Below are 25,552 nucleotides of genomic sequence, written 5' to 3'. Positions count from 1 at the left end.
TCGGATAAATAACTCACATTAAGAAAGAGGAGGAGAAAAAATGAAGATTATAGTTTGTGTAAAGCAAGTTCCAGATACAAACGAAGTTAAAATAGATCCTGTAAAAGGAACGTTAATTCGTGACGGAGTTCCAAGTATATTAAATCCAGACGATGCAAATGCATTAGAAGGTGCGTTAGCATTAAAGGACAACAATGAAGATGTAACAGTAACAGTTCTTACAATGGGGCCTCCACAAGCGGATGCAATGTTAAGAGAATGTTTAGCTATGGGAGCTGACGAAGCAATTCATTTAAGTGGTAGAGAGTTCGCAGGTGGAGACACTTGGGCAACTTCTAACGCATTAGCTGCAGCTATAAGCAAAATGGGAGAGTATGACATTATCTTTGCTGGAAGACAAGCGATAGATGGAGATACTGCACAAGTAGGTCCTCAAATTGCAGAAAGATTAGGAATCTCTCAAGTAACTTACGTACAAGATCTTAAGATAAACGGAGAAGAACTTATTGTTGAAAGACAATTAGAAGATGGATATGAAGTAATAAAGGCACAAACACCTGTATTATTCACAGCAATTAAAGAATTAGGTGAGCCTAGATATATGTCTGTTACAGGAATATATGATGCATTTAGAGAAAAAGAAGTAAAAGTATGGGGATTTGCTGATTTAGGAATCGAGCAAGATCAAGTAGGATTAAAAGCATCTCCAACAAGAGTTAAGAAATCATTTGTACCAAAGCCAAAAGGAAAAGGTATGATGCTTGACGGTTCAGCGAAAGAAATGACTGAAAAATTAATATTAGCGCTTAAGGAAAAGCACGTTATATAGTATAGAAATAGGAGGGGAAAGATATGCCAATCGTAAAAGATCTTACTGCATACAAAAATGTATGGGTATTTGCAGAACAAAGACAAGGTAAAATCATGCCTGTAGCAATAGAACTTCTAGGAGAAGGTAGAAAATTAGCAGATGAAATCGGAACTGAGTTATGTGCTATAGTACTTGGAAACAAGGTTGAAGACTTAACAAAAGAGTTAGTAGCATATGGAGCAGATAAAGTGTATGCTGCTGATCATGAATTATTAGAAAAATTTACAACTGATGCATACACAAAAGTTATCTCAGATGCTATTGGAGAAATTAAGCCAGAAATCATTTTAATGGGTGCAACACACATCGGAAGAGACTTAGCTCCAAGAGTTGCGGCAAGAGTTGATACTGGACTTACAGCTGATTGTACTATACTTGAAATAGATGCAGAAGACAAGAAAATATTACAAACTCGTCCAGCATTTGGTGGAAACGTTATGGCTACTATCGTTTGTCCAGACCATAGACCTCAAATGTCTACAGTAAGACCTGGAGTTATGGATAAGGCTCAAAGAGACGACGCTAGAACTGGAGAAATTATCAAGTTAGACGTTAAATTAGAGAAAAAAGACGTTAGAACAGAAGTTTTAGAAATCGTTAAAACTGTAGGAGAACTAGTTTCATTAACAGATGCTAATGTTATTGTATCTGGTGGACGTGGACTAGGAAAAGCAGAAGGATTTGATTTAATAAAGCAATTAGCAGATAAGCTAGGTGGAGTAGTAGGATCATCTCGTGCTTGCGTTGATGCAGGATGGATTGATCATTCTCACCAAGTTGGTCAAACTGGTACAACAGTTAAGCCAAACTTATACATTGCATGTGGTATCTCAGGAGCTATCCAACATTTAGCTGGTATGCAAGAATCTGATATCATCGTTGCTATTAACAAGAACGCAAACGCTCCAATATTTGACGTTGCTGACTACGGAATTGCAGGAGACTTATATGATGTAGTTCCTATGTTAATTGATGCACTTGACAATGTTGATAACATTGTAGAAGCTTTAAAGCAAACTGCAGCTACTGCTGAATAATAAAAATAAAAGGTAATTGCATTTGCAATTACCTTTTTTTTGAAAATTAATAATCAATGATTAATAGTTAGCTTAAATGGGTAACTATTAATTATTGATTATTAATCATTATCAAGTATGATATAATATCAATACAATTAAAATAGTATGGGTGAGGTATATGGCAAATTATTATAATGAAATAAACAATATGATAAATAAATTAATACAGAAGATAATATACTATGATACTAAGGGCTTTAAAGTAGGTAAGGATAAGGAACTAGGCCTTATTGACGTATATATACTAAGATCTATAGGCCTTGAGAATAAGAAGATATATGAGGTTGTAAAGGAAATTGGTGTAGATAGGAGTTTAGTGGCCACATCATTAAAAAAGCTATCTACTTATGGTTATGTAATAAAAGAAAAGAGTGTGGAGGATAAGAGAGCCTATGTACTTAGGTTAACAGAGGAAGGGGTAGAGTTATACCATAAAACTTGGGAAATTCAATCTGATATATTAAATTTCATACTAGAGACTACTACCTTAAATGAAGAAAAGGCCATACTAAAGTTTTTAAGTAAAATAAACCAGACTACCTTTGAAAGTAAAAAAGAATTGGAAGATTATTAGTTTTTAAATTAAAAAAAGATACCTATTTAATAGGTATCTTTTATAGTTTGAATTATTCAGCAACTGGAGCGTCTACTGGACAAACATTAGCACATGCTCCACAATCGATACAGGCATTCTCATCGATTACATAAATGCTATCTCCTGCACTGATGCAGCTAACTGGACACTCTGGTTCACAAGCTCCACAACTGATACATGAATCATTAATTACGTAAGCCATAATAAAAATCCTCCTTATGTATTTAAAAAATATTATTTTTGATTTCTGTATACATTGTACCAACTACACATTATATAAACAATAAAAAAAAGAAGAAATATGCATTAAAATGCTAATTTATAATGATTATCATTGTATATTTAAAATTTGGTATTAAGGCGTAAAGATGAAAAATTCAATCATTAACTAATAGGGCTAAAAATGATAAAATTATAGGATGAGAGTTTAGTGAACCATTAATATGAAAATAACTTACACGTATAAAAAATTATATATTGGAGAAAAAATATAACCATATAACAGGAGTTGATTAAATGAAAGTGTATGCACTAGTGGGAAAGAGTGGTACAGGAAAAAGTTATAGGGCCCTAACCCTATCTCATGAAAAGAATATAGAGTCCATAATAGATGATGGATTATTAATAAAGGGAAATAGAATATTAGGGGGAAAATCAGCTAAAAGGCAAGCCACAAGTGTGACTGCTGTTAAAACCGCATTATTTCTAGATGAGGATCATAGAAATGAAGTTGCCAATAAAATTAAAGAATCAAATCTAAAATCCATATTAGTTTTGGGAACTTCTGACAGAATGGTACAAAAGATTAGTAAGGCTATCGGTCTAGATGAAATTGATGAATATATATATATAGATGAGATAGCTACTAAGGAAGAACAAGAAGTGGCTAAAAAACAAAGACATATCCATGGGAAACATGTAATACCTGTACCTACCTTTGAAATTAAAAGGGATTTTTCAGGTTACTTCATAGACAAATTAAAAATTTTCAAAAAACGCAAGGACAATACTATGGAGATTTCAGAAAAATCTATTGTTAGGCCAACTTTTAGTTATAGGGGGAAATATACTATTGCCAAAAAAGTAATTATAGATTTAGTTAGCCATGTTATAAGTGATAAAAAAGAAATAGAGAAAGTTTATAAGATAAATACAGAAACTACTAAAAGTGGCATTATAATTGACATTGACTTAAGTGTATATTTTGGTAATTCCATAAAAATACTAATGAAAAATTTGCAAAGACATATAATAAATGAAGTGGAGACCATGACGGCTTTAAATATAACAGCTGTAAATATTAATGTGAAAGGCATAAAAATCAAGAAATGAATGCAGAACTTTCATATTTTGCAATATTTCGTACAGTATACAAAATAGTCTGAAAAATTTATTGCATAATGTATTTACTTTTAATATGGCCGGTGTTATAATGTCCTTGACTTAAGAAATTCCCGATAAATTACAAGAAAATACATTTATTTACAAACAAATAAGGAGGCTTACTCATGGCTGAAAAAACACTAAATCCATTTGAAATTGCGCAACATCAATTAAAGGTAGCATGTGATAAATTGGGAGAAGACCCAGCAGTATACGAAATATTAAAGCACCCTCTTAGAACATTAGAAGTTTCTATTCCGGTTAAGATGGACGATGGAACTGTTAAAACGTTTAAAGGATTCAGAGCACAACACAATGACGCTCCTGGACCGACTAAGGGAGGAATACGATTCCATCAAGACGTAAGTCGTGATGAAGTAAAAGCTTTATCTACTTGGATGACTTTCAAGTGTAATGTTATAGGACTTCCATATGGTGGAGGAAAGGGTGGAATTATAGTAGACCCTGCCACATTATCAGAAGGTGAATTAGAGAGATTAGCTAGAGGATACATAAGAGCTATATCACCAATTATTGGAGATAGAAAGGATATTCCTGCTCCAGACGTTAACACTAATGGAAAGATCATGTCTTGGATGGTAGACGAATTTAGCAAGTTTAAAGGACAAAATGAACCAGGCGTTATAACTGGAAAGCCTGTTGCATTTGGAGGTTCATTAGCTAGAACAGAGGCTACTGGTTATGGTACTGCAATTATGGCAAGAGATGCGGCTAAGAAGATCGGTCTTGACGTTAAAGGTGCAACTGTAGCTATTCAAGGATTCGGAAATGTAGGAAGTTATGCTGCATTATACTTATCTCAAATGGGAGCAAAGGTAGTTGCTGTATCTGATGTTGCTACATGTATAGTAAATGAAAATGGATTTGATATTGAAGCATTAATGAAGTATGCTCAGGAAAATAGAACTGTAAAAGGCTTTGACGGAGTTACTAGAGAACTTCCAAGAGAAGACGTATTAACTATGGATGTGGATATTTTATGTCCATGTGCATTAGAAAACCAAATTACATCTAAGAATGTAAATGATATTAAAGCTAAGATCGTATCTGAAGGTGCTAATGGACCAACTACTCCAGAAGCAGACAAAGTATTATTTGACAAGGGAATAGTATTAATTCCTGATATTTTAGCTAACGCTGGTGGAGTTACTGTTTCTTACTTTGAATGGGTACAAAATCTAATGAACTATTACTGGTCATTTGACGAAGTTCAAACTAAGCAAGAAGCTTTAATGGTAAAAGCATTTGAAGAAATTTGGGACTTAAAAGAAGAACACGAAGTTGATATGAGAACTGCAGCATATATGATGTCTATCAAGAGAGTTGCAGAGTCAATGAAGTTAAGAGGATGGTATTAATAATAGGGATGGCAATTTTGCCATCCTTTTTTATTTAATTTTTAATGTTACTTTTTATATTACAGTTTAAAGACATTGCCCTATTACAATTGAAAATGTATTACAATATAGAAAGGAGGGATGTAAGATGAAAAAATTAAATAAAACTACATATATATTAATCTTCCTAGTAATGATAACCCTCTTTGGGACAAAAGTATATGCTCAGGGAGAAGGTCCTGGATACTTTCCCCCTCAACCAAAGGATACGGAAGTATTAATATCCAAACCGCAGATTGGAATGCAATTGATTTTAAACGGAAATAAATTAGTTAATACGGAAATGTATATAAATGAAGTAAAAGTAGATGCACGTTATGATGAGAAAAAGGGTGGAGTATTTTATGTACCCAATTATCCCCTATCGGCAGGAGAATATAGGGTTAGCTTAAAGGTTGAAATAGAAGGTTTCCAACCAATAACTCAATCATGGAATTTTAACATAAGTAATCAAGCTATTGGTACATTACCTGCTCCTAGTGAAGATCAAAAAAGTGTATTATATTATGCTAATGAATACAGAAAAAAATTTGGCTTAGAGACTTTTAATTTAAATGATTCACTAAATAGTGCAGCCATGTCCCATGCAAATTACATGGCCTTAAATAAAAAAATAACCCATGTGGAATATGCTACAGATCCAGGATATACAGGATCTAAAGTTGTAGATAGGGTAACTTCCTTTGGATATGCCAATGGAAATGTATCGGAGAATGTAACTGGAGATATAAAAGACTATAAGGAAGCTGTAGATGGATTAGTAGATGCTCCTTACCATAGACTTTCTTGGTTAAATCCCGTATATGCAGACTTAGGCTATGGACAAAAGGATGAGTATCAAGTATTTAACTTTGGTGGAAAAAGTCTAGAAAATGATGAATTAATAACATATCCCATGAATAATCAAAGAAATGTAAAAATTTCTTGGGATGGAAATGAAACTCCAAATCCACTTAGGTTTTATAATAGTGATAATGAAGTGGGATATCCTATTACCATATCTTATTTTACAAATAAATCTATAGATAGGTGGATAATAGAAAAAGTAACTTTACTAGATTCTAGGGGAGGAGCTTTAAATACTTATATAAATACTCCCAGTAAAGATGAATATTTAACAGACAGTATAATAGTCATTCCAGTAGATCCTCTAAAGTACGATTCAAGATATACTGTTTCTGTAAAGGCATCCATTAATTTCACAGATGGAACCTCTAAAAACATAAATAAAACCTGGAATTTTTCAACTATGAAAAAGCCACAGGCTCCACAGACGGATAGTGTATATAAGGATACTGCAAGTCATTGGGCTAGAGAATATATAGAGGAATTAGCTAAAAAAAATATAGTTACTCCTAAAACTGAAGACTATTTTAAACCAGATTATAAGATAACAAGGGCAGAATTTACTCAATTCATTGTGAATGCTTTAAAGATTCAATTAAGAGATTATGAAGGTGCCTTTAGTGATGTTCCAAAAACGTCTGGTAAGGCCCAATATATAGAGGCAGCCCATAGGGCAGGAATTATAAGTGGGACAGGCAATGGAATGTTTGAACCAGATAGAACCATAACGAGGGAAGAAATAGCTGTCATAATAACTAAAACATATGGAAAGATAAATAGTCCAGTTAATACTAAAAAGGTATTACTTTCTTTTGAGGATAATGAGAAAATAAGTGATTGGGCTCTAGAATATGTAAAATCAGCATTTTATTTAAGGATAATAAATGGTAGAGATAATGGATATTTTGATCCCCAAGGTGCCACTACTAGAGCTGAAAGTGCTGTTATGATTAAGAAATTACTAGATGCATTAGGTAGATAATAAAAAGGACAATTAGTTTAACTAATTGTCCTTTTCTAATTTTAAAAATACTTTTTTTAGTGTGCTTGTTAGCCAGATTATCATTACTATAAAAGATATTACTTCTGATATGGGGAAGGAAAACCATATATAATCAAGGCCTCCTAATTTGTTTAATAAATAGCCTACAGGCAGTAATAGGATCATTTGCCTTAAAAATGATAATATAAGGCTTGGTATGCCAAAACCAAGGGCTTGAAATGTGGTAGAACCAATTATGGCAGGTCCTATGATGGGAAAGGCTATGCTTATGGTTGTTAAAGCCTTTGTTCCTATACTAAGTAATTCTTCACTATTTCCAAAGAGTAATATGAGATTCTCAGGGAATAGTTGAAAAATAATAGTTCCAATAGTTGTAAATGTAAAGGCTATTAAAGTGGCATACTTCATAGCCTCTTTCATTCGATTTGGATGTTTATGACCATAATTATATCCCATTATAGGGATGTAACCTTGATTAAGACCAAATACGGGCATAAATACAAAGGATTGAAGTCGTATATAAATACCCATGGCAGATATGGCAGATTCTCCATAATCACTGAGTAAATAATTAAATGAAGAAATCATAAAGGAAGCCATGCACTGCATTGTTATTGCAGGCAATGCCACTGCGTAGAGCTTTCTTATTATATCTTTGTCAAAATTAAACTTTTTAATATTAAACTTAACCCTATTGTTATTGCTAAGTAGTACCCATATGATGAAAGAACCGCTTATGATTCTAGATGCTATGGTAGCTATGGCTGCCCCTGCCACTCCCATTTCTGGGAAAGGACCATAACCGAATATTAGTATGGGATCTAATATTATGTTTAATACAGAGCCTATTAGCATGGTTACCATGGGTATAAAGGTATTTCCTTCTCCCCTTAGTATGTTATTACCTATAGTTGGTAAATAAACGGCTATTGAACCTAATAAAATTGGTTGAATATAGCTAATAGCATGTCCTATTAAAATCTTATCTGAGGTGAAGGTGCCTACTATATCATCTACAAAGAAATAACCTACTAAGGCTGTTATTGTTCCATATATAAAACTTATTAAAACCACGTGTAAGGCCGTATTAGACGCCTTATCGTATTCTTTCATTCCAAGTAATCTAGATATTAAGGAACTAGTTCCTATGCCCGTCCCAACTCCCATGGCAATTAATATTAATTGTATAGGAAAGGCCAGTGACAAGGCTGCTAGGGCAGTTTCACTTATGCGAGATACAAAAATACTATCAACCACATTGTAAAGGGCTTGGACAAACATGGAAATAATAGATGGAATTGATAATTTTATAATAAGAGGAAGAATAGGTTTTACACCTAATGGATTTTGGGTATTATCATTCATGTTAGTTTCTCCTTGTAAATTAAGTTTTGACTTATAGAAATATTATACAGCTATACTAAAGGATAGTAAAATATTAGGAAATTGGAAATAACTAAATACATATAAAATATGTGGGGTGAACTCAGTGATAGATCATATAAAAGAAGAAGATAATAAGATTATTGCCAAGATAAGAGATTTTAATTTAAAGCATACCTTTGATTGCGGTCAATGTTTTAGATGGAATGAACAAGAGGATGGAAGTTATATAGGCGTAGCCCATGGCAAAGTACTTCATATATATGAAGATGAAGATACTATTACATTTTTAAATACTAATATGACAGATTTTCAAAATATATGGATAGATTATTTTGACTTTAATAGGGATTATGGTGCTATTAAAGATAAATTGACAAAGGATGATAATATCATGGCACAAGCAGTGGAACATGGATGTGGTATAAGGATATTAAATCAAGATGAATGGGAAACCATAATATCTTTTATCATATCTGCCAGAAATTTCATACCTAGGATAAAAAAATCAGTAGAGCTTATTAGTGAAAAGTATGGAAGGTTCATAGAAGAGTATAATGGAAAAAAATATTATGCCTTTCCCACACCAGAAGAACTATATAACAAGCCAGAAGAGGAATTAAAGAACTTAAATGTGGGATATAGGGCAAAATACATACAAAGTACCACATTTATAGTGAAAGAAAATCAAGTAGATGTGTACAAACTTGAAAACTTAGATAGGGAAATGGCTAAAAAGAATTTACTCAGATTAATGGGAGTAGGACCTAAAGTCGCCGATTGTATATTATTATTTTCCATGAGAAAATATAAGGCCTTTCCCATAGATGTATGGGTAAAAAGAGTCATGGAATATTTTTATTTTAAAGATGGGGCTACTAATAATCAGATACAGGAATTTGCAAAAGAAAAATATGAAGACTTAGGTGGATTTGCTCAACAATACATGTTTTATTATGCTAGAGAATTAAACATAGGAAAATAATTTTATTTTATAACTCTCAATTAATTGAGAGTTATTTTAATTGTCGTTGTAGAAAAACTACATGGAAGCTAACTGTATGTGAACTTACTTCGGTCATATAAATAAAAAATATTTTATAAGGTAAGTCACTATCAGACTATAGAGTATGAATAGTATATTCACGGTAGAAGGTTCATAACTGTTTGCAGCATATGATGTTCTGATGTTCCACCTTCTAAAAATTTTTCATTCATATTCCCTTGTAAGTAAATATAGACTATTGCTACCTATGAAATGAAATGAATTAAAAATTCTTGAGAGTGTGGAACATCACAATACCTTATGATGTAAACAATTGTGAACCTTCTACCAAAGGTATTAGATTCATACTTTGAAATGTGATAGTGACTTCACTCGAAAGAAATTTTGATTTATTGAGCTGAAATAGGTTCACATACACCTAGTTTGAACATAGTGTGTCTCTCTGTATACAATCTTAAGAAAATCTTTCGTTTTTAGTAATATAGTTCGTAATACATAAGCTTTATAATTATTGCTATAATAAATTTATTATTAATACAACTTGGTTAGGAGGGAATAGTTTATGAATGTACTCGTATGTGATGATGATAAGGAAATAGTCCATGCTATAGAAATATATCTTAAAAATGAAGGTTACAACATATTTAAGGCTTACAATGGGGCAGAGGCATTAAGTGTGTTGGAAAATGAAGAGATACATTTAATTATAATGGACATTATGATGCCTAAAATGGATGGTATGACAGCTACTAACAAAATAAGGGATACTAAAAATATTCCAATTATAATGCTGTCGGCTAAATCTGAGGATATGGATAAGATAATGGGATTAAATATGGGAGCAGATGATTATATGACAAAGCCATTTAATCCATTAGAACTAATAGCTAGGGTAAAATCACAATTGAGAAGATATACTTCCTTTGGGAGTTATGCTAAAAAGACAGGTATATTTAGAACTGGTGGTTTAGTAGTTGATGATGAGAGAAAGGAAGTGACTATAGATGATGAGATAGTTAAATTAACTCCCCTAGAATATAAAATTTTAAAGGAACTAGTAGCAAATGCAGGGATAGTATATTCTATTGAAGAGATTTATGAAAAAGTGTGGAATGATTATGCCTATGGAGCACAGAACACAGTTGCTGTGCACATAAGAAGAATAAGAGAAAAGATTGAGATAAATCCTAAAGAACCAAAATATTTAAAGGTGGTGTGGGGAATTGGATATAAGGTGGAAAAATATAATGTATAACAGATTTATTAAGGCAGTATCTTTTTTAGTAGCTGTTGCTTGTTCAGTTACTATTATAGCCTCTGTGATTGAGATTTCTTCTATGAGACATATGGATGGAGACTTAATTTTTAAAGGAGATTATAAAAGAAGCTATGAACTGGAAAACGAAATATATGATATATCTTCAGATCTAATTAATATTTTAACTATTTACAAAGATGAAGAGCATATTAAAAGTGGTGGCACGTTAAAAGAACATAATTATGATAATGAACTTCAAAATTTATATTATGGTTTTCAAGAAAAATTCTATGAAGAGAGTAAACTAAAAAAAGATGAGATAAAAGAAGATGATGTGAAAGAAGCATTTGAAAAGGAATATTTTTCACAGATTAATGAATGGAAAACTAAGAAAATAAATGAAGATTTAAGAAGATATAATGAAAAATTAAACAAGATAAATAGTATAGAAGGCTTACATTATTTCATATCTGAAGGAGACTATGTAAAAACCAATTCAGTAGATGCTTCAAAGAAATTCTTTAAATCACAACCTGTATATATTACCTATGATGAAAGTGAACAACATGTTTCAATAGAAGGTCCGAATATGAGGTATTATATGAGGCGATGGTTCGAGGATTATGATAATGAAACTGTTTATATTGGTTTTGGTGAAGAATTTATAAATTTAAAACAAAAGAATTGGGATGAGAGAAGAACAGTTTTATTATTTCATTTAAAAATTATTATAGGTGCATGTATAGGTCTTATGATTGCATTGATTCACCTAATGTATACTTGTGGAAGAGAAGAAAAAAATGGTCCTGTGAAGATGTCATTAATAGATAAACCCTATGTGGATTTGAACTTAATAATAAATGGAAGTATTATAATAGTTTGCCTAGCAGGTGCGTATTTAATTTACACAGAATCTTCCCGAATAGCTATGATGCCTTTAGCCGCTATAGCTAGTGCTATAGGAATTAATTTATTATTGACCATGACAAAACGTATTAAAAATAGAACTCTAATTAGTCATACGTTAATATATAAAATCATAAGAAAAATATTTTCATTTATAGGCAATGGATTAAAAAGATCTCCACTGGCTATTAGAATGATTCCAACACCAAAAAAAGTAAGGGATTTAGAGAGAATAATGACTGGAATAAAGTCAATTGAAAAGGGCCAACTAAATTATGAGATAAAAACAGAAAGTAGCGGTGTATATAAGGAACTAGCAAATGGCATAAATGGAGTGACTGAAGGTCTTAAAGTTGCCATTGAAAAGGAGCTAAAAAGTGAAAGGTTAAAGACAGAACTTATTAGTAATGTATCTCACGATATAAGAACACCCCTTACATCTATAATAACTTATATAGATTTACTTAAAAAAGAAGATGTGGATTCCCAAAATATAAAAGAATATTTACAAGTATTAGAGGAAAAATCCTTAAGATTAAAGCTTTTAACAGATGATTTATTTGAAGCATCAAAGGCATCTAGTGGTAGTATTCCTGTGAATTTTGAAAAAATAGATATAATATCTTTACTAACTCAAGTGATGGGGGAGTTAGATAATAAGATAAATTCTTCTGGTTTAGACTTTAAATTCAATTATCCTGAGGAAAAGGCCTTTGTAAAGGCAGATGGAAAATTATTGTGGAGAGTTATAGAAAACCTCATGTCTAATATATTTAAATATGCACTCATGAATTCACGAGTATATATAGATGTGATAGATTCACAAAATAGTATATCCATAGTGATGAAAAATATATCTGCCAATGAATTAAATATAGATGCCAATGAACTCATGGAGAGATTTAAACGTGGAGATGAATCTAGGCAGAGTGAAGGGAGTGGCCTTGGATTATCCATTGCTAAGAGTCTTGTAGAGTTACAAAAGGGAAATTTTAATATAGATATAGATGGAGATTTATTTAAGGCTATTATCACTATTCCTAAATATGAGTAAATAAGTGATGAATCTATATTCCTCCTAGTGTATAATTATATATTATATTTAAGTATAGTAGTAGGGGGATATGGAAATGTTAGGAACAATAGTGAATGCGGGAGCAATTCTTGGAGGTTGTATTATAGCTTTAGTGGGGAAGAAATGTATTAAGAGAGTATCTGGTGAAAAGATAAAGGGTGATTATGAAAGCATAATACTTCAAGCTCTTAGCTTATGTGTATTTTTAATAGGTATTAAAAATGCCATGTCCATCAAGGGGGATGACTTTTTATTAGTAATATTTAGCATGGTAATAGGGTCTATGTTAGGTGAATGGATAAATATAGAAGGGAAGTTAGAAGGTTTAGGAGATACTATTGAAAATAAGTTTGATATGGGAGAAAGTAAAGTATCAAAGGCTTTTGTGACTACTAGCCTAATTTATTGTATAGGAGCCATGGCCATATTAGGAGCATTAGAGGATGGCCTTAAAAACAATCACGAAATATTATATGCAAAATCTGTACTAGATGGCATATCATCTATTATATTTACTTCTACTATGGGTATTGGTGTGGCATTCTCTGCCCTATCCGTTTTAATCTATCAAGGAAGTATAAGTTTAGGAGCCACATATTTAAAGGGCGTATTGACTGAAAATCTCATAGGTCAAATAACTCCCATTGGAGGACTTTTAATTATAGCCTTATCATTTAATATGTTAAAGGTTACAAAAATAAAAGTTGGAAATATGCTACCTGCCTTGTTGGTACCAGTTGTATATAGTGTTATAATATTAATATTTTAAATAGAATTGGAGATAATAAACTGATGTTTGTTATCTCTTTTTATTCTCCATTCTTTAATGAGATAAAGCAATACTACTGTAAGTTGTCTCGATTCAATTGACTTTCAATATTCGACACATGTATAATTTTAGTATAGTCAGAAAATTTGAAAACATGAAAAAATGTTTTGTAGATAAATTATAAATGGAGGGGTATACATGAAAAAAGTTATTATTGACGGAAATAGTTTAACTCTGAAAGATTTAGTTAACGTGGCAAGACATGGATATGAAGTGGAACTAGATGGTGAAGCTAGAAAGAGAGTAGAAAAATCTAGAGCTTTTGTAGACAAGTTAGTTGATGAGGAAAAGGTTGTCTATGGTATAACTACTGGTTTTGGAAAGTTCAGCGATGTGAGCATAACTAAGGACGAAGCTAAGGACTTACAAAGAAACTTAATCATCAGTCATGCTTGTGGCGTAGGTCCAAATTTTTCTGAAGACATAGTAAGAGCCATCATGGTTATGCGTGCAAATGCCCTTTCTAAAGGATTCTCAGGAATTCAACCAAATACACTAGATACATTAATTGAAATGATAAACAAGGGAGTACATCCAGCTATTCCAGAAAAAGGATCTTTAGGAGCTAGTGGTGACTTAGCACCTCTTTCACATATGGTACTACCTTTAATTGGAGACGGAGAAGCATATTATAAGGGAGAACTTATGGATGGTATAAAGGCTATGGAAATGGCTGGAATCACTCCTGTAGAACTTACTTCTAAAGAAGGTTTAGCCCTTATTAACGGAACGCAAGTACTTACAGCTACAGGAGCTTTAGCGGCTTACGATGCTAAGAACTTAGCAAAGCTTGCTGATATATCTGCATCATTAACACTGGAGGCATTAAACGGAATAGTAGATGCTTATGATGAAAGAGTTCATAAGGTGCGTCCACACAAGGGGCAAATGGATACGGGTAAAAACTTCTTAAGAATAGTTAAGGATAGTGGAAGAACTACTAGACAAGGTGAAATAAGAGTACAAGATGCATACACATTAAGATGCTTACCTCAAATTCATGGAGCTAGTAAAGATGCTATTAACTATGTATTAAGTAAAGTGGATATAGAAATGAATGGAGTTACAGACAACCCACTTATCTTTGCTGATGACGAATATGCTATTTCAGGAGGGAACTTCCATGGTCAGCCAATGGCATTACCATTTGATTTCTTAAAGATTGCCATAGCAGAGATTGCTAACGTATCTGAAAGAAGAATTGAAAGATTAGTAAACCCTGCTTTAAGTGGATTACCAGCTTTCTTAACTAAAAAGGGAGGACTTCACTCTGGATTTATGATTGCTCAATATGCAGCAGCAGCTCTAGTATCAGAAAATAAGGTATTAGCTCATCCAGCAAGTGTAGATTCTATTCCATCCTCTGCAAACCAAGAAGACCATGTAAGTATGGGAACTATTGCAGCTAGAGGAGCTAGAGATATTTGCTACAATGCTAGTCGTGTAGTAGCTATAGAACTTATAAGTGCTGTACAAGCTATAGACTTAAATGGAGGTAGCGAAAAGCTAGGATTAGGAACTAAAGTTGCTTATGAAAAAGTAAGAGAAGTAGTAAGCACTTGGGAAGATGATAGAGTAATGTATAGAGATATAAACAAAGCAGCAGAATTAGTAGACAGCAATGTTATAGTAGAAGCTGTTGAAGAAGCAATAGGTGAATTAGAATTTTAATAAAAACTCCTGTGAGAGCATTCTCACAGGAGTTTTTTTTAGCCACTAGGGCATTATAAATTGTGGAACTGTAATTAAATAAGTCACAAAACGTCAAATTTCACAAAAATTAGATAATTTCTAAAAATTAAAAGATGGAGACGTTTTAGAGACGGAAACCATCTATAATTTAAAACAAGAAGATTACAAAGGGAGTGAATCATTCATGAGTAAAGTTCCAAGCGATATAGAAATAGCACAAGGTGCAAAAATGTTACCAATAGCTGATATAGCAAAAGATTGGGATATATTAGATGATGAATTAGAGTTATATGGAAAATATAAGGCAAAAATATCTTTAGATATATTTAAAAGATTAGAAAATAAAGAAAATGCAAAACTAGTATTAGTTACTGCAATTAACCCGACTCCAGCTGGAGAAGGAAAATCTACTACAACAGTAGGTCTTGGTCAGGCATTAAACAAGGTTGGTAAAAAGGCAGTAATTGCTTTAAGAGAACCATCTTTAGGACCTGTATTCGGAGTTAAAGGAGGAGCTGCAGGTGGTGGATATTCACAAGTAGTTCCAATGGAAGACATTAACTTACATTTTACTGGAGATATGCACGCTATAACTACTGCTAACAACTTATTATCAGCAGCTATAGACAACCATATTCAACAAGGAAATGAACTTAACATCGATGCTCGTCAAATTACTTGGAAAAGAGTATTAGACATGAACGATAGAAACTTAAGAAGCGTTGTTGTAGGACTTGGACCTAAGGGAAATGGTTTCGTTCGTGAAGATGGATTTATGATTACCGTTGCATCAGAAGTTATGGCAGTATTATGTTTAGCTACTGATTTAATGGATTTAAAGAGAAGATTTGGAGAGATGGTAATAGGATACAATTATGAAGGAGCACCAGTTTATGCTAAGGAATTAGGTGTACACGGAGCTATGGCCATGTTATTTAAAGATGCTATCAAGCCAAATATAGTGCAAACATTAGAAAACACACCAGCACTTATACACGGTGGACCTTTTGCTAATATAGCTCATGGTTGTAACAGTATAATGGCTACAAAGTTAGGATTAAAATTAGGTGACTACTTAGTAACAGAAGCAGGATTTGGTGCAGACTTAGGAGCTGAAAAGTTCTTAAACATCAAGTGTAGATATGGCGGATTTAGTCCGGATGCAGTAGTAATAGTTGCTACAATTAGAGCTCTTAAAATGCATGGTGGAGTAAACAAAAAAGAGTTATCTGGAGAAAACGTAGAAGCTCTAGATAAGGGATTTGCAAATTTAGAGAAGCAAGTTGAAAACATTAGAAAGTTTGGATTACCTGCATTAGTTGCAATCAATAAGTTTGCTACAGATACTCAAGCTGAAATTGATCTTTTAATTAAGAAGTGTGAAGATGCAGGCGTAGACGTAGTATTAAATGAATGTTGGGAAAAAGGTGGAGAAGGTGGAATTGAAATGGCTGAAAAGTTAGTTTCAATGATCGAAGGAGAAACTCCAGACTTTAAATTCATCTATGATGAAAAACAACCTATTGAAGAAAAGGTAAACGCTATCGTAACTGAAATATATGGTGGACGTGGTGCTGTATTTAGTGGTAAAGCTAAGAAGCAAATTAAGAAGTTAGAAGAGTTAGGACTTGATAAACTTCCAGTTTGTATGGCTAAAACTCAATACTCATTATCAGATAACCAAAATCTATTAGGTGCGCCTAAAGATTTTGATATAACAGTACAAGAAGTAAGAGTATCTAATGGAGCTGGATTTATCGTATGCTTAACAGGAAATATCATGGTAATGCCAGGACTTCCAAAGGTACCATCTGCTAATAGAATGGATATAGATGAAGACGGAAACATTTCAGGGTTATTCTAGAAAACATTAATGGTTAAGGGATAGGAGTTTAGAGTTGAGGGATAAAATCCTAAACTCTAAACCCTAAACCTAAAGCCTTTTTTTATGATTAGACGAATAAGAATCAAGGACATAAAATTAAGCAAGGAGGAAATAATATGTTATCAAATAAAGAAGTAGCACAAGCTATGGAAGTTAAATTAGATGCAGTATTACCGGAATATCCAGCATTTATAGAAGGTTTAAGAAGAGCTCCAAAGAGAGACGTTAATCTATCTCAAGATGAAATAGAATTGGCTCTTAAAAATGCTCTAAGATATGTACCAGAAGAATTTCATGAAGTAGTAGCTCCAGAATTCTTAGAGGAATTAATGACTAAGGGAAGAATCTATGGATATAGATTTAGACCAGAGGGAAATATTACAGGAAAATCAATTGATGAGTATAAGGGACAATGTATTGAAGGAAAAGCTTTCCAAGTAATGATGGACAACAACTTAGACTTTGCCATTTCTCTTTATCCTTATGAGTTAGTTACTTATGGAGAAACGGGTCAAGTTTGTCAAAACTGGATGCAATATCTATTAATTAAGAAATACTTAGAAGTATTAACTCAAGATCAAACATTAGTTATCCATTCAGGACATCCTCTAGGATTATTCCATTCAAAGCCAGACGCTCCAAGAGTAATTATTACTAATGGACTTATGGTTGGTATGTTTGATGATATGGAAAACTTCAACAGAGCAGCAGCACTAGGAGTTGCTAACTATGGACAAATGACTGCTGGTGGTTGGATGTACATTGGACCTCAAGGTATCGTTCATGGAACTTACTCTACTATCTTAGGTGCTGGTAGAATGAAGCTTGGAATTAAGGATGACTTAAAAGGTAAATTATTTGTTACTTCTGGACTTGGTGGAATGAGTGGAGCTCAAGGTAAAGCTGTAGAGATAGCTAAAGGTGTAGGTATCATTGCAGAAGTTGACTACTCAAGAATCGTAACTCGTCATGAACAAGGATGGGTAAGTGCAGTTGCTAAGAGTCCAAAGGAAGCATTTGACTTAGCTCAAGACTACATGGATAAAGAAGAAACTTGTGCTATTGCATTCCATGGTAATATAGTTGATTTATTACAATATGCAGTAGAGAATGACGTTCATATACATTTATTATCTGACCAAACTTCTTGTCATGAAGTATACACTGGTGGATACTGTCCACAAGGAATATCTTTTGAAGAAAGAACAAGATTACTTGGAGAAGATAAGGCTAAGTTTAAAGAATTAGTAGATGAGACTTTAAAGACTCACTATGAAGTAATTAAAGAATTAACTAGCCGTGGAACTTACTTCTTCGATTATGGAAATGCTTTTATGAAAGCTATCTATGATTCAGGAGTTAAGGAAATTTCTAAAAATGGTAGAGACGATAAGGATGGATTTATTTGGCCATCTTATGTGGAAGATATATTAGGACCTCAATTATTTGACTTTGGATATGGTCCATTTAGATGGGTATGCTTAAGTGGTAAGCATGAAGACTTATTAAAGACTGATAAGGCTGCTATGGACTGCATCGATCCAGAGAGAAGATATCAAGATAAGGACAACTACATTTGGATTAAAGATGCAGATGATAATAAATTAGTTGTTGGAACTCAAGCAAGGATTCTATATCAAGATGCCCTTGGAAGAATGAGAATTGCTCTTAAGTTTAACGAAATGGTTAGACGTGGAGAAATTGGACCAGTAATGTTAGGTCGTGATCACCATGATACAGGTGGAACTGATTCTCCATTTAGAGAAACATCTAACATTAAAGATGGAAGTAATATTATGGCAGACCAAGCTACTCACATTTTCGCAGGAAATGCTGCTCGTGGTATGAGTTTAATAGCTCTTCACAATGGTGGTGGTGTAGGAATCGGAAAATCTATCAATGGTGGATTTGGTATGGTTCTAGATGGAAGTACTAGAGTAGATAACATTTTAAAGAGCGCTATGCCTTGGGATGTTATGGGTGGAGTTGCTAGACGTGCTTGGGCTAGAAACGAAAATGCCGTATCTACTTGTGTAGAATATAATGAAATTTACAAAGGTCAAGATCATATTACATTACCATATATTCCAAAGGAAGACCTAGTAAAGAAATTAGTAGCTGAAAAGTTAGAAAAATAAAAAAAGATTAGAGTTAAGGGTGAAGAGATTAGAGTTAAGGGATAAAAATGAGAACCCTAAACCCTAAACTCTAAACCCTAAACATCTTTAAGGAGGAAATTGACATGAGTGAAGCAAGAAAAATAGTAGAATGTGTTGTTAACTATAGTGAAGGTAGAGATATGGATAAAATAGAGAAAATAGTTGATCCATATAGACAAGCAGAAAATGTAAAATTATTAAATTATGAAGCTGATAAAGATTACAATAGAGTGGTAGTTACTATAATGGGAGAGCCAGAGGCAGTAAAAAATTCAGTAGTAGAATCTGTAGGTATTGCAGCTGAATTAATTGATATGACTAAGCATGAAGGACAACATTCTAGAATGGGAGCTACAGATGTAGTACCATTTATTCCTATTAAGAATATGTCTATGGCAGAAGCTGTTGAGCTTGCAAAAGAAACAGCTAAAGCAATAAATGAAGCACATGATATTCCAGTATTCTTATATGAAAAGGCAGCAAGTACACCAGCTAGAGAAAACTTAGCAAAGGTAAGAAAGGGACAATTTGAAGGAATGCCTGAAAAGTTACAAGATCCAGAATGGCATCCAGACTTTGGTAAGAATGAAATTCACCCAACAGCAGGTGTTACAGCAGTAGGAGCTAGAATGCCACTTGTAGCTTATAACATTGACTTAGATACTCAAAATGTGGAAATTGCAAACAAGATTGCAAGAGCTATTAGACACTCTGGTGGTGGATTTAGATACATTAAAGCTGGTGGAGTTGAAATTAAAGAAAGAGGAATTACTCAAGTAACAATGAATATTACAGATTATACTAAGACTTCTGTATACAGAGTATTTGAAACAGTTAAAATGGAAGCTAAGAGATATGGAGTTAATGTATTAGGTAGTGAAGTAGTAGGACTTGTTCCTATGGAAGCTTTAATAGATAGTGCAGCTTACTACTTAGGATTATATGGATTCTCAATGGACAAAGTTATAGAAACTAGCTTAATGGAGTAGATGATTATGGGAAATATGATAATTAAAAATGCAAATCAACTAGTAACTTGTAGTGGATTTAAAGGTAAAACTGGAAAAGAAATGGATGATATCCATGTAATAGAAAATGGCGCTGTAGTAATAGAAGATGGAATAATCAAAAAAGTAGGTAAGACAGATGAAATAATGGCAAATGTGGATGAGTCTAAATATGAAGTTATAGATGCCACTGGTAAGGCTGTACTTCCTGGATTTGTAGATTCTCATACTCACTTTGTATTTGGTGGATATAGAGAAAAAGAATTTGACATGAGACTTAGAGGTTGCTCTTACATGGAGATTATGCAAGCTGGTGGCGGAATCGCAAACTCTACAAATGGAACATTAAAGGCATCTAAAGAAGATCTTATAGAACTTGGAAAGAAAAGACTTGATTCCATGTTGAAATTTGGAGTTACAACTGTAGAAGGTAAAAGTGGTTATGGTTTAGATTTTGACACGGAGATTAAACAATTGGAAGTAATGAAAGAATTAGAAAAAATCCATCCTATGGATATAAGTAAGACATTCCTAGGTGCCCATGCAGTTCCAGTTGGTTATAAGGGGCGTGGAGAAGACTTTATTGATTATATAATTGAAACAGTTCTTCCACATGTGGTAGAAAATGATTTAGCAGAGTTTTGTGATATATTCTGTGAGAAAAATGTATTCTCAGTAGAAGAGTCTAGAAAGTTATTAAATAAAGCAAAAGAAATGGGAATGAAACTAAAGTTACATGCAGATGAGATTGTACACTTAGGTGGAGCTGATCTAGCAGCAGAAGTTGGAGCCGTATCTGCAGACCACTTACTTCAAGCATCAGATGAAGGCATAACGAAAATGGCTGAAGCTGGAGTTGTGGCCACATTATTACCGGCTACAGCATTTAGTTTAAAGGAACATTATGCTCGTGGAAGATTTATGATAGATAACGGTTGTGCTGTGGCACTAGCTACTGACTTTAATCCTGGAAGCTGTCATACAGAATCCATACCATTATTATTTGCTTTATCTACACTATATATGAATATGACTATTGAAGAGGCTATTACAGCCCTTACTATTAATGGTGCAGCGGCCATAGACCGTGCTCATGAAGTAGGAAGTATAGACGAAGGCAAGAAAGGTGATTTAGTAATCCTTGAATTCCCTTCATATAAGTTTATACCATACCACATAGGAGTTAACACTGTAGAGAAGGTTATAAAGGGTGGTAAATTAGTTGTAAATAACGAAAACAGCGGATTATTATACTAAAAACATGGTTAAGTGTTAAGGGTTCGGGGATAAAAGCCTAAAGCCTTAACACTAAACTTTAAACCTTATAAAGGAGGAAATATAAAATGTTAGCAGATTTAAATGTTAAAGAATTTTTAAATAAAACGGCTTCTAATGAACCAGTTCCTGGTGGTGGAAGTATAGCAGCATTATCTGGAGGTATAGCAGCAGCTTTAACTGAGATGGTTGCAAACCTTACTGTAGGTAAGAAAAAGTATGTTGAAGTAGAAGAAGAAATGAAAGAAATAGCTAAGAAGGCTGAAGAATTTAGAACTGAATTCGTCCTTGACATAGATAGGGATTCAGATGCATTTAACGAAGTTATGGATGCATTTAAATTACCTAAGGAAACAGATGAAGACAAGGCTAAGAGAAGAGAAGCTATTCAAGCTGGATCTAAGAGCGCATCGTTAGTTCCACTAAGTGTGGCTAAAAAGGCTCTAGAGATTATGGAAATCATAGAGGTTGTTGTAGTAAAGGGAAATCAAAATGCTGTAACAGATGGTGCTGTAGCTGCCATGATGTCTAGAACAGCTGTGTTATCTGCATTATATAATGTAAAGATTAACTTAGGTTCTATAAAGGATGAAGCTTTTGTAGAAGAAGTAAGTGCACAAGTAGAAGAAATTGAATCAAAAGTAGAAGAAGTAGAAAAGAGAATCTTAGGAAAAGTAGTATTATAAAATAAAAGTATTAATGACAGTTTATACTTTCATAAGTTTCACAATATAACATATGGTTAAGAGCCAATCCTAGACTCTTAACCATAATTTATTAAGGAGAGTTATCTTATGGTAAAAATAGTAGCTAAATTATTTGGTACACCAGAAATATTTTATGAAGAAAATAGAATAAGCTTTCCCTTTAGAAAGGCAGAGGCCCTTTTTTACTATTTACTTGTGAAAAAAAGAGCTAAGAGAAATGAACTAGTAAATCTTCTTTGGTGTGAGGCCAATGAGAGTACGGGAAAGAAAAATTTAAGAAATGCAGTATATACCATAAGAAAACTATTCAAGGATGATATAATCATATCACCAAGTAGATCTATTTTAATGTTAAATGAAGATATTGATTGGCATATTGATGTGGAGAATTTTTTAAAGGACAATATAGAAAATAACATAGAATATGAAGGGGAGTTTTTACAGGGATTTTTAATTAAAGATGCTGAGAATTTTCAAGAGTGGATGATTGGAAAGAAGGAAGAATATAAGGATAAACTCATAGACAGATTAAATAAAAAGATAGACATGGATTTTAAAAATAAATTATATGAAGAAGCGGAAAGTAATTGTAAAAGGCTTATAAAAATAGATGAATTAGATGAAAAGGCCTACAGGTTTCTCATGGGTGTATATGATCAAGTAGAGAACTACAATAAGGGAATAGAAGTATATAATAAATTAGTCAATATTCTAGATAAAGAATTGGCCATAACTCCAGATGTGAAGACTACAGAATTATTTGAAGAATTGATTCAAAAAAAGGCTATGAAAAACAAAGAGGATACAGAAAAGTCTAGAAGTTTTTTATTTGGACGTGAGAAGGAACTAAAGAAATTAAAAAAGAATTTTAATAATTTCATAAGGGATAAAGAATACAAGAATATGGTATTGACGGGGGAAGAAGGTATAGGAAAAACTAAATTGGCAGAAGAATTTATGGACAAGTGTATAAAAGATGACTCCTATAAGTTTATAAGTAGATGTTATGAAGTAGAAAAACATTATTTATTAAAACCCTGGTCACAAATTTTTAATCAATTAGGAAATATAATAAAGGAAGATAATATTAAGATTCCTGTTTTATGGGAAAATGTCATAAGTTATATATTCCCTGGAATTAGTATTAAAGATAATATAAAGCATGTAAATCTCATAGAAAATGTAGATATTTTAAAATATCAGGTGGCAGAAGAGATCATAATTAATATATTAAAAACCATCTCAAGAAATAAAAAGATAGTATTGTTTTTTGATGATATCCAATGGATTGATAAATCAAGCCTATCCTTAATTAAGAATATTATGCAAAAAAATAGTGATATATTTTTTGTATTCACATATAGAAGCTATAATAAACAAGAATTAGAATTGTTTTTAAGTAAAATGATAAAAAATAATATATTGGATGAAATTCCAATCAAAAGGTTTAGTAGGGAAGACGTGTTTAAGTTTTCTAAAGTATACTTAGGTAAAAATATTATAACTAAAGAGTTAAATCATATTTTATATAAAGAAACAGAGGGAAATACATTTTTCCTAGTAGAAATATTAAATAATATTAGAGAGAATAAAAGCCTTACAGATATATCCGATAAAACTAAGAACATATTAAGGCATAGACTACTTAGTATTTCTGAAGAAAGTAGAAAGATACTAAATATATTCTCCATATTTTTTGATAAGATAACTTTAAGGGATATAATATCCTTAAGTGGAAAAAAAGAGTTAGAACTTATGGATATTATAGAAGAACTACAGGAAAAAAATATTATAAAAGAGCGTATAACAGGTGACGAAATTGAATTTGTGTTTACTCATAAAAAAATAAGGGATTATGTGTATAATCAAATGAGTCTTTCACGAAAAAAACTTTTGCACAATAAAGTGGCAAACTATATAGAAGGCCAAATGGCCTATGAGGATGACTCCTATTATGGTAGATTAATATATCACTTTAACAAGAGCGGCAATAAATTAAAAGAATTAGAATATATAGTAAAAAACTTTAAAACTTATTTACAATTAACTCAGGAAGTCTTTCCATTAGTTAGTCCAAAATTAATTGGTAAATATGATTCAAAGGAAGTTAACAAGGGAGAAGTAATCAAAAAACTAGAGGAAATAAAAAATATAATCAAAGAGTTAAAAAAGAGTGGTAAGGGAGAAACCTTAAGAGTTATAGAGCTACATTATTTAAATATGTTAGGAAAATACTATATTGCAACGGGAGACTATAAAAGGGGTATTAATATAACAGAAAAAATAATTCATAAGGCATTAGAAATTAAAGAATATTTATTGGCATTAGAAGGATATCAACAATTAATATATTATTGTATGAATACATCTAATATTAATATGATGGAAGAGTATATTAATAAGGCCTTTGAAATAATAAGCAAAGAAAATTATATGGATAAAAAAGGAGTATTTTTAAGATTTAAAGGATACCTTAACATATTAAAGGGAGAATATGAATCCGCAGAGGAACTTCTTAAAAGCTCAATAAATATACTCACCACATTAGATGAAAATAATAAGTATATATTAAATATAGCGGCAGCATATCATTATATGGGAGATGCTAAGAGAATAAATAATCAAAATGAAGATGCCATAATATTTTATAAAAGGGCAGTTATCCTATGTGAGAGTAAAAATATAATAGTAGGATTACCTACCGTTTATACTAATATAGGTCAAGCATACTATAATATGAAGGATTATAAAAAATCTAAAGAATATATTAAAAAGGCCCTTAGTATATATTCTAAATTAAATTACCTTTGGGGACGTTCAATTGCCCATGGATATATGGCCTTATTACTGATAGAAGAAGAAAATTATAATTTGGCTTCCCTACATTTGAAAAAATCAAAGGAAGTAGCAGAGAAAATTAAAAATCCAAATGCCATGAAGGTATATGAGGAAGTAAAAGATAAAATGGCAAATAGAAATAAAAAATAATAATAAGAGAACTTTCATTAATGGAAGTTCTTTTTTAAAACTCAAAAAGAAAAAAGTCAAAAATAAAATTGCACTTTTGTACGGAAAAAATAAATACTAGACTATAATTGTGAATGTTTTGACTTTATTTTGACTTTAGTGTGCTAAAATGGTGATAAGTTAAAATTTTTAGAATATTTAATTTGTA

At 32.3% G+C, this 25,552-nt stretch carries 19 protein-coding genes; 17 read left to right on the top strand and 2 right to left on the bottom strand.

The window, feature by feature from the left end; all coding sequences use genetic code 11:
* Nucleotides 1-40: 40 nt before the first annotated feature.
* The 3 genes from etfB to CCE28_RS10750 all read left to right on the top strand — a co-directional run bounded on the left by etfB (nt 41) and on the right by CCE28_RS10750 (nt 2,524).
* Nucleotides 41-829 (top strand): electron transfer flavoprotein subunit beta, encoded by a 789-nt coding sequence (gene etfB, locus CCE28_RS10760; RefSeq protein ID WP_095133713.1) that lies wholly within the window; start codon nt 41-43, stop codon nt 827-829.
* Between the two features lie 23 nt (nt 830-852).
* A complete protein-coding gene (locus tag CCE28_RS10755; RefSeq protein WP_095133712.1) occupies nt 853-1,908 on the top strand; it encodes an electron transfer flavoprotein subunit alpha/FixB family protein in 1,056 nt (351 codons plus the stop codon).
* 160 nt (nt 1,909-2,068) lie between these two features.
* Entirely contained in the window at nt 2,069-2,524 is a 456-nt protein-coding gene (locus tag CCE28_RS10750; protein ID WP_095133711.1) for a MarR family winged helix-turn-helix transcriptional regulator, read from the top strand.
* Between the two features lie 52 nt (nt 2,525-2,576).
* On the opposite strand, the gene CCE28_RS10745 is transcribed toward CCE28_RS10750, so the two are convergent.
* The gene (locus tag CCE28_RS10745; RefSeq protein WP_095133710.1) at nt 2,577-2,747 is read right to left on the bottom strand and encodes a 4Fe-4S binding protein; all 171 of its coding nucleotides are present in this window, start codon (nt 2,745-2,747) and stop codon (nt 2,577-2,579) included.
* A gap of 314 nt (nt 2,748-3,061) precedes the next feature.
* Between CCE28_RS10745 and CCE28_RS10740 the strand changes: the two genes are divergently transcribed.
* The 3 genes from CCE28_RS10740 to CCE28_RS10730 all read left to right on the top strand — a co-directional run bounded on the left by CCE28_RS10740 (nt 3,062) and on the right by CCE28_RS10730 (nt 7,174).
* On the top strand, nt 3,062-3,877 hold the full coding sequence (locus CCE28_RS10740; RefSeq protein ID WP_095133709.1) for an Asp23/Gls24 family envelope stress response protein: 816 nt from the start codon (nt 3,062-3,064) through the stop codon (nt 3,875-3,877).
* A gap of 176 nt (nt 3,878-4,053) precedes the next feature.
* Nucleotides 4,054-5,307 carry a Glu/Leu/Phe/Val family dehydrogenase gene (locus CCE28_RS10735; RefSeq protein WP_095133708.1) on the top strand — a complete coding sequence of 418 codons (1,254 nt, stop codon included), beginning with the start codon at nt 4,054-4,056 and terminating at the stop codon, nt 5,305-5,307.
* Nucleotides 5,308-5,434: 127 nt separating this feature from the next.
* Nucleotides 5,435-7,174, top strand: coding sequence for an S-layer homology domain-containing protein (locus tag CCE28_RS10730; protein WP_095133707.1), 1,740 nt, complete (start codon nt 5,435-5,437; stop codon nt 7,172-7,174).
* Nucleotides 7,175-7,195: 21 nt separating this feature from the next.
* Here CCE28_RS10730 and CCE28_RS10725 read toward each other — a convergent pair whose 3' ends face one another.
* Complete coding sequence (locus CCE28_RS10725; RefSeq protein WP_095133706.1) at nt 7,196-8,560, bottom strand: MATE family efflux transporter; 1,365 nt, start codon at nt 8,558-8,560, stop codon at nt 7,196-7,198.
* A gap of 115 nt (nt 8,561-8,675) precedes the next feature.
* On the opposite strand from CCE28_RS10725, the gene CCE28_RS10720 reads away from it, so the two are divergent.
* The 11 genes from CCE28_RS10720 (at nt 8,676) to CCE28_RS10670 (ending at nt 25,365) form a co-directional block, all read left to right on the top strand.
* Nucleotides 8,676-9,563, top strand: a complete 888-nt coding sequence (locus CCE28_RS10720) for a DNA-3-methyladenine glycosylase family protein (protein ID WP_242972962.1) — start codon at nt 8,676-8,678, stop codon at nt 9,561-9,563.
* A 583-nt stretch (nt 9,564-10,146) separates the two neighbouring features.
* Nucleotides 10,147-10,839: a response regulator transcription factor gene (locus CCE28_RS10715; RefSeq protein WP_095133705.1), complete on the top strand. Its 693-nt coding sequence runs from the start codon at nt 10,147-10,149 to the stop codon at nt 10,837-10,839.
* Nucleotides 10,832-12,802 (top strand): sensor histidine kinase, encoded by a 1,971-nt coding sequence (locus CCE28_RS10710; RefSeq protein ID WP_095133788.1) that lies wholly within the window; start codon nt 10,832-10,834, stop codon nt 12,800-12,802. The genes CCE28_RS10715 and CCE28_RS10710 overlap by 8 nt, the downstream gene beginning before the upstream one ends.
* Before the next feature lie 76 nt (nt 12,803-12,878).
* Nucleotides 12,879-13,592 (top strand): DUF554 domain-containing protein, encoded by a 714-nt coding sequence (locus CCE28_RS10705; protein ID WP_095133704.1) that lies wholly within the window; start codon nt 12,879-12,881, stop codon nt 13,590-13,592.
* Nucleotides 13,593-13,790: 198 nt separating this feature from the next.
* Nucleotides 13,791-15,323: a histidine ammonia-lyase gene (gene hutH / locus CCE28_RS10700; protein ID WP_095133703.1), complete on the top strand. Its 1,533-nt coding sequence runs from the start codon at nt 13,791-13,793 to the stop codon at nt 15,321-15,323.
* Between the two features lie 205 nt (nt 15,324-15,528).
* Nucleotides 15,529-17,208 (top strand): formate--tetrahydrofolate ligase, encoded by a 1,680-nt coding sequence (locus tag CCE28_RS10695; RefSeq protein ID WP_095133702.1) that lies wholly within the window; start codon nt 15,529-15,531, stop codon nt 17,206-17,208.
* Between the two features lie 137 nt (nt 17,209-17,345).
* Nucleotides 17,346-19,367 carry a urocanate hydratase gene (locus CCE28_RS10690; protein WP_095133701.1) on the top strand — a complete coding sequence of 674 codons (2,022 nt, stop codon included), beginning with the start codon at nt 17,346-17,348 and terminating at the stop codon, nt 19,365-19,367.
* 104 nt (nt 19,368-19,471) lie between these two features.
* Nucleotides 19,472-20,377, top strand: coding sequence for a glutamate formimidoyltransferase (gene ftcD / locus CCE28_RS10685; RefSeq protein WP_095133700.1), 906 nt, complete (start codon nt 19,472-19,474; stop codon nt 20,375-20,377).
* 6 nt (nt 20,378-20,383) lie between these two features.
* Nucleotides 20,384-21,652, top strand: coding sequence for an imidazolonepropionase (gene hutI / locus CCE28_RS10680; protein WP_095133699.1), 1,269 nt, complete (start codon nt 20,384-20,386; stop codon nt 21,650-21,652).
* Between the two features lie 86 nt (nt 21,653-21,738).
* On the top strand, nt 21,739-22,356 hold the full coding sequence (locus tag CCE28_RS10675; protein ID WP_095133698.1) for a cyclodeaminase/cyclohydrolase family protein: 618 nt from the start codon (nt 21,739-21,741) through the stop codon (nt 22,354-22,356).
* Between the two features lie 108 nt (nt 22,357-22,464).
* The gene (locus CCE28_RS10670; RefSeq protein WP_095133697.1) at nt 22,465-25,365 is read left to right on the top strand and encodes an AAA family ATPase; all 2,901 of its coding nucleotides are present in this window, start codon (nt 22,465-22,467) and stop codon (nt 25,363-25,365) included.
* Nucleotides 25,366-25,552 lie beyond the last annotated feature (187 nt).

Origin of the sequence: Anaeromicrobium sediminis, from assembly GCF_002270055.1 — a bacterium.
GTDB lineage: Bacteria > Bacillota > Clostridia > Peptostreptococcales > Thermotaleaceae > Anaeromicrobium > Anaeromicrobium sediminis.
This window is presented reverse-complemented; position numbering and strand designations above follow the sequence as displayed.

What these genes read in the sequence shown, in the direction of transcription:
- etfB (WP_095133713.1), top strand. Translation starts at nt 41, where the DNA reads ATGAAGATTATAGTTTGTGTAAAGCAAGTTCCAGATACAAACGAAGTT.
- CCE28_RS10755 (WP_095133712.1), top strand. Translation starts at nt 853, where the DNA reads ATGCCAATCGTAAAAGATCTTACTGCATACAAAAATGTATGGGTATTT.
- CCE28_RS10750 (WP_095133711.1), top strand. Translation starts at nt 2,069, where the DNA reads ATGGCAAATTATTATAATGAAATAAACAATATGATAAATAAATTAATA.
- CCE28_RS10745 (WP_095133710.1), bottom strand. Translation starts at nt 2,747, where the DNA reads ATGGCTTACGTAATTAATGATTCATGTATCAGTTGTGGAGCTTGTGAA.
- CCE28_RS10740 (WP_095133709.1), top strand. Translation starts at nt 3,062, where the DNA reads ATGAAAGTGTATGCACTAGTGGGAAAGAGTGGTACAGGAAAAAGTTAT.
- CCE28_RS10735 (WP_095133708.1), top strand. Translation starts at nt 4,054, where the DNA reads ATGGCTGAAAAAACACTAAATCCATTTGAAATTGCGCAACATCAATTA.
- CCE28_RS10730 (WP_095133707.1), top strand. Translation starts at nt 5,435, where the DNA reads ATGAAAAAATTAAATAAAACTACATATATATTAATCTTCCTAGTAATG.
- CCE28_RS10725 (WP_095133706.1), bottom strand. Translation starts at nt 8,560, where the DNA reads ATGAATGATAATACCCAAAATCCATTAGGTGTAAAACCTATTCTTCCT.
- CCE28_RS10715 (WP_095133705.1), top strand. Translation starts at nt 10,147, where the DNA reads ATGAATGTACTCGTATGTGATGATGATAAGGAAATAGTCCATGCTATA.
- CCE28_RS10710 (WP_095133788.1), top strand. Translation starts at nt 10,832, where the DNA reads ATGTATAACAGATTTATTAAGGCAGTATCTTTTTTAGTAGCTGTTGCT.
- CCE28_RS10705 (WP_095133704.1), top strand. Translation starts at nt 12,879, where the DNA reads ATGTTAGGAACAATAGTGAATGCGGGAGCAATTCTTGGAGGTTGTATT.
- hutH (WP_095133703.1), top strand. Translation starts at nt 13,791, where the DNA reads ATGAAAAAAGTTATTATTGACGGAAATAGTTTAACTCTGAAAGATTTA.
- CCE28_RS10695 (WP_095133702.1), top strand. Translation starts at nt 15,529, where the DNA reads ATGAGTAAAGTTCCAAGCGATATAGAAATAGCACAAGGTGCAAAAATG.
- CCE28_RS10690 (WP_095133701.1), top strand. Translation starts at nt 17,346, where the DNA reads ATGTTATCAAATAAAGAAGTAGCACAAGCTATGGAAGTTAAATTAGAT.
- ftcD (WP_095133700.1), top strand. Translation starts at nt 19,472, where the DNA reads ATGAGTGAAGCAAGAAAAATAGTAGAATGTGTTGTTAACTATAGTGAA.
- hutI (WP_095133699.1), top strand. Translation starts at nt 20,384, where the DNA reads ATGGGAAATATGATAATTAAAAATGCAAATCAACTAGTAACTTGTAGT.
- CCE28_RS10675 (WP_095133698.1), top strand. Translation starts at nt 21,739, where the DNA reads ATGTTAGCAGATTTAAATGTTAAAGAATTTTTAAATAAAACGGCTTCT.
- CCE28_RS10670 (WP_095133697.1), top strand. Translation starts at nt 22,465, where the DNA reads ATGGTAAAAATAGTAGCTAAATTATTTGGTACACCAGAAATATTTTAT.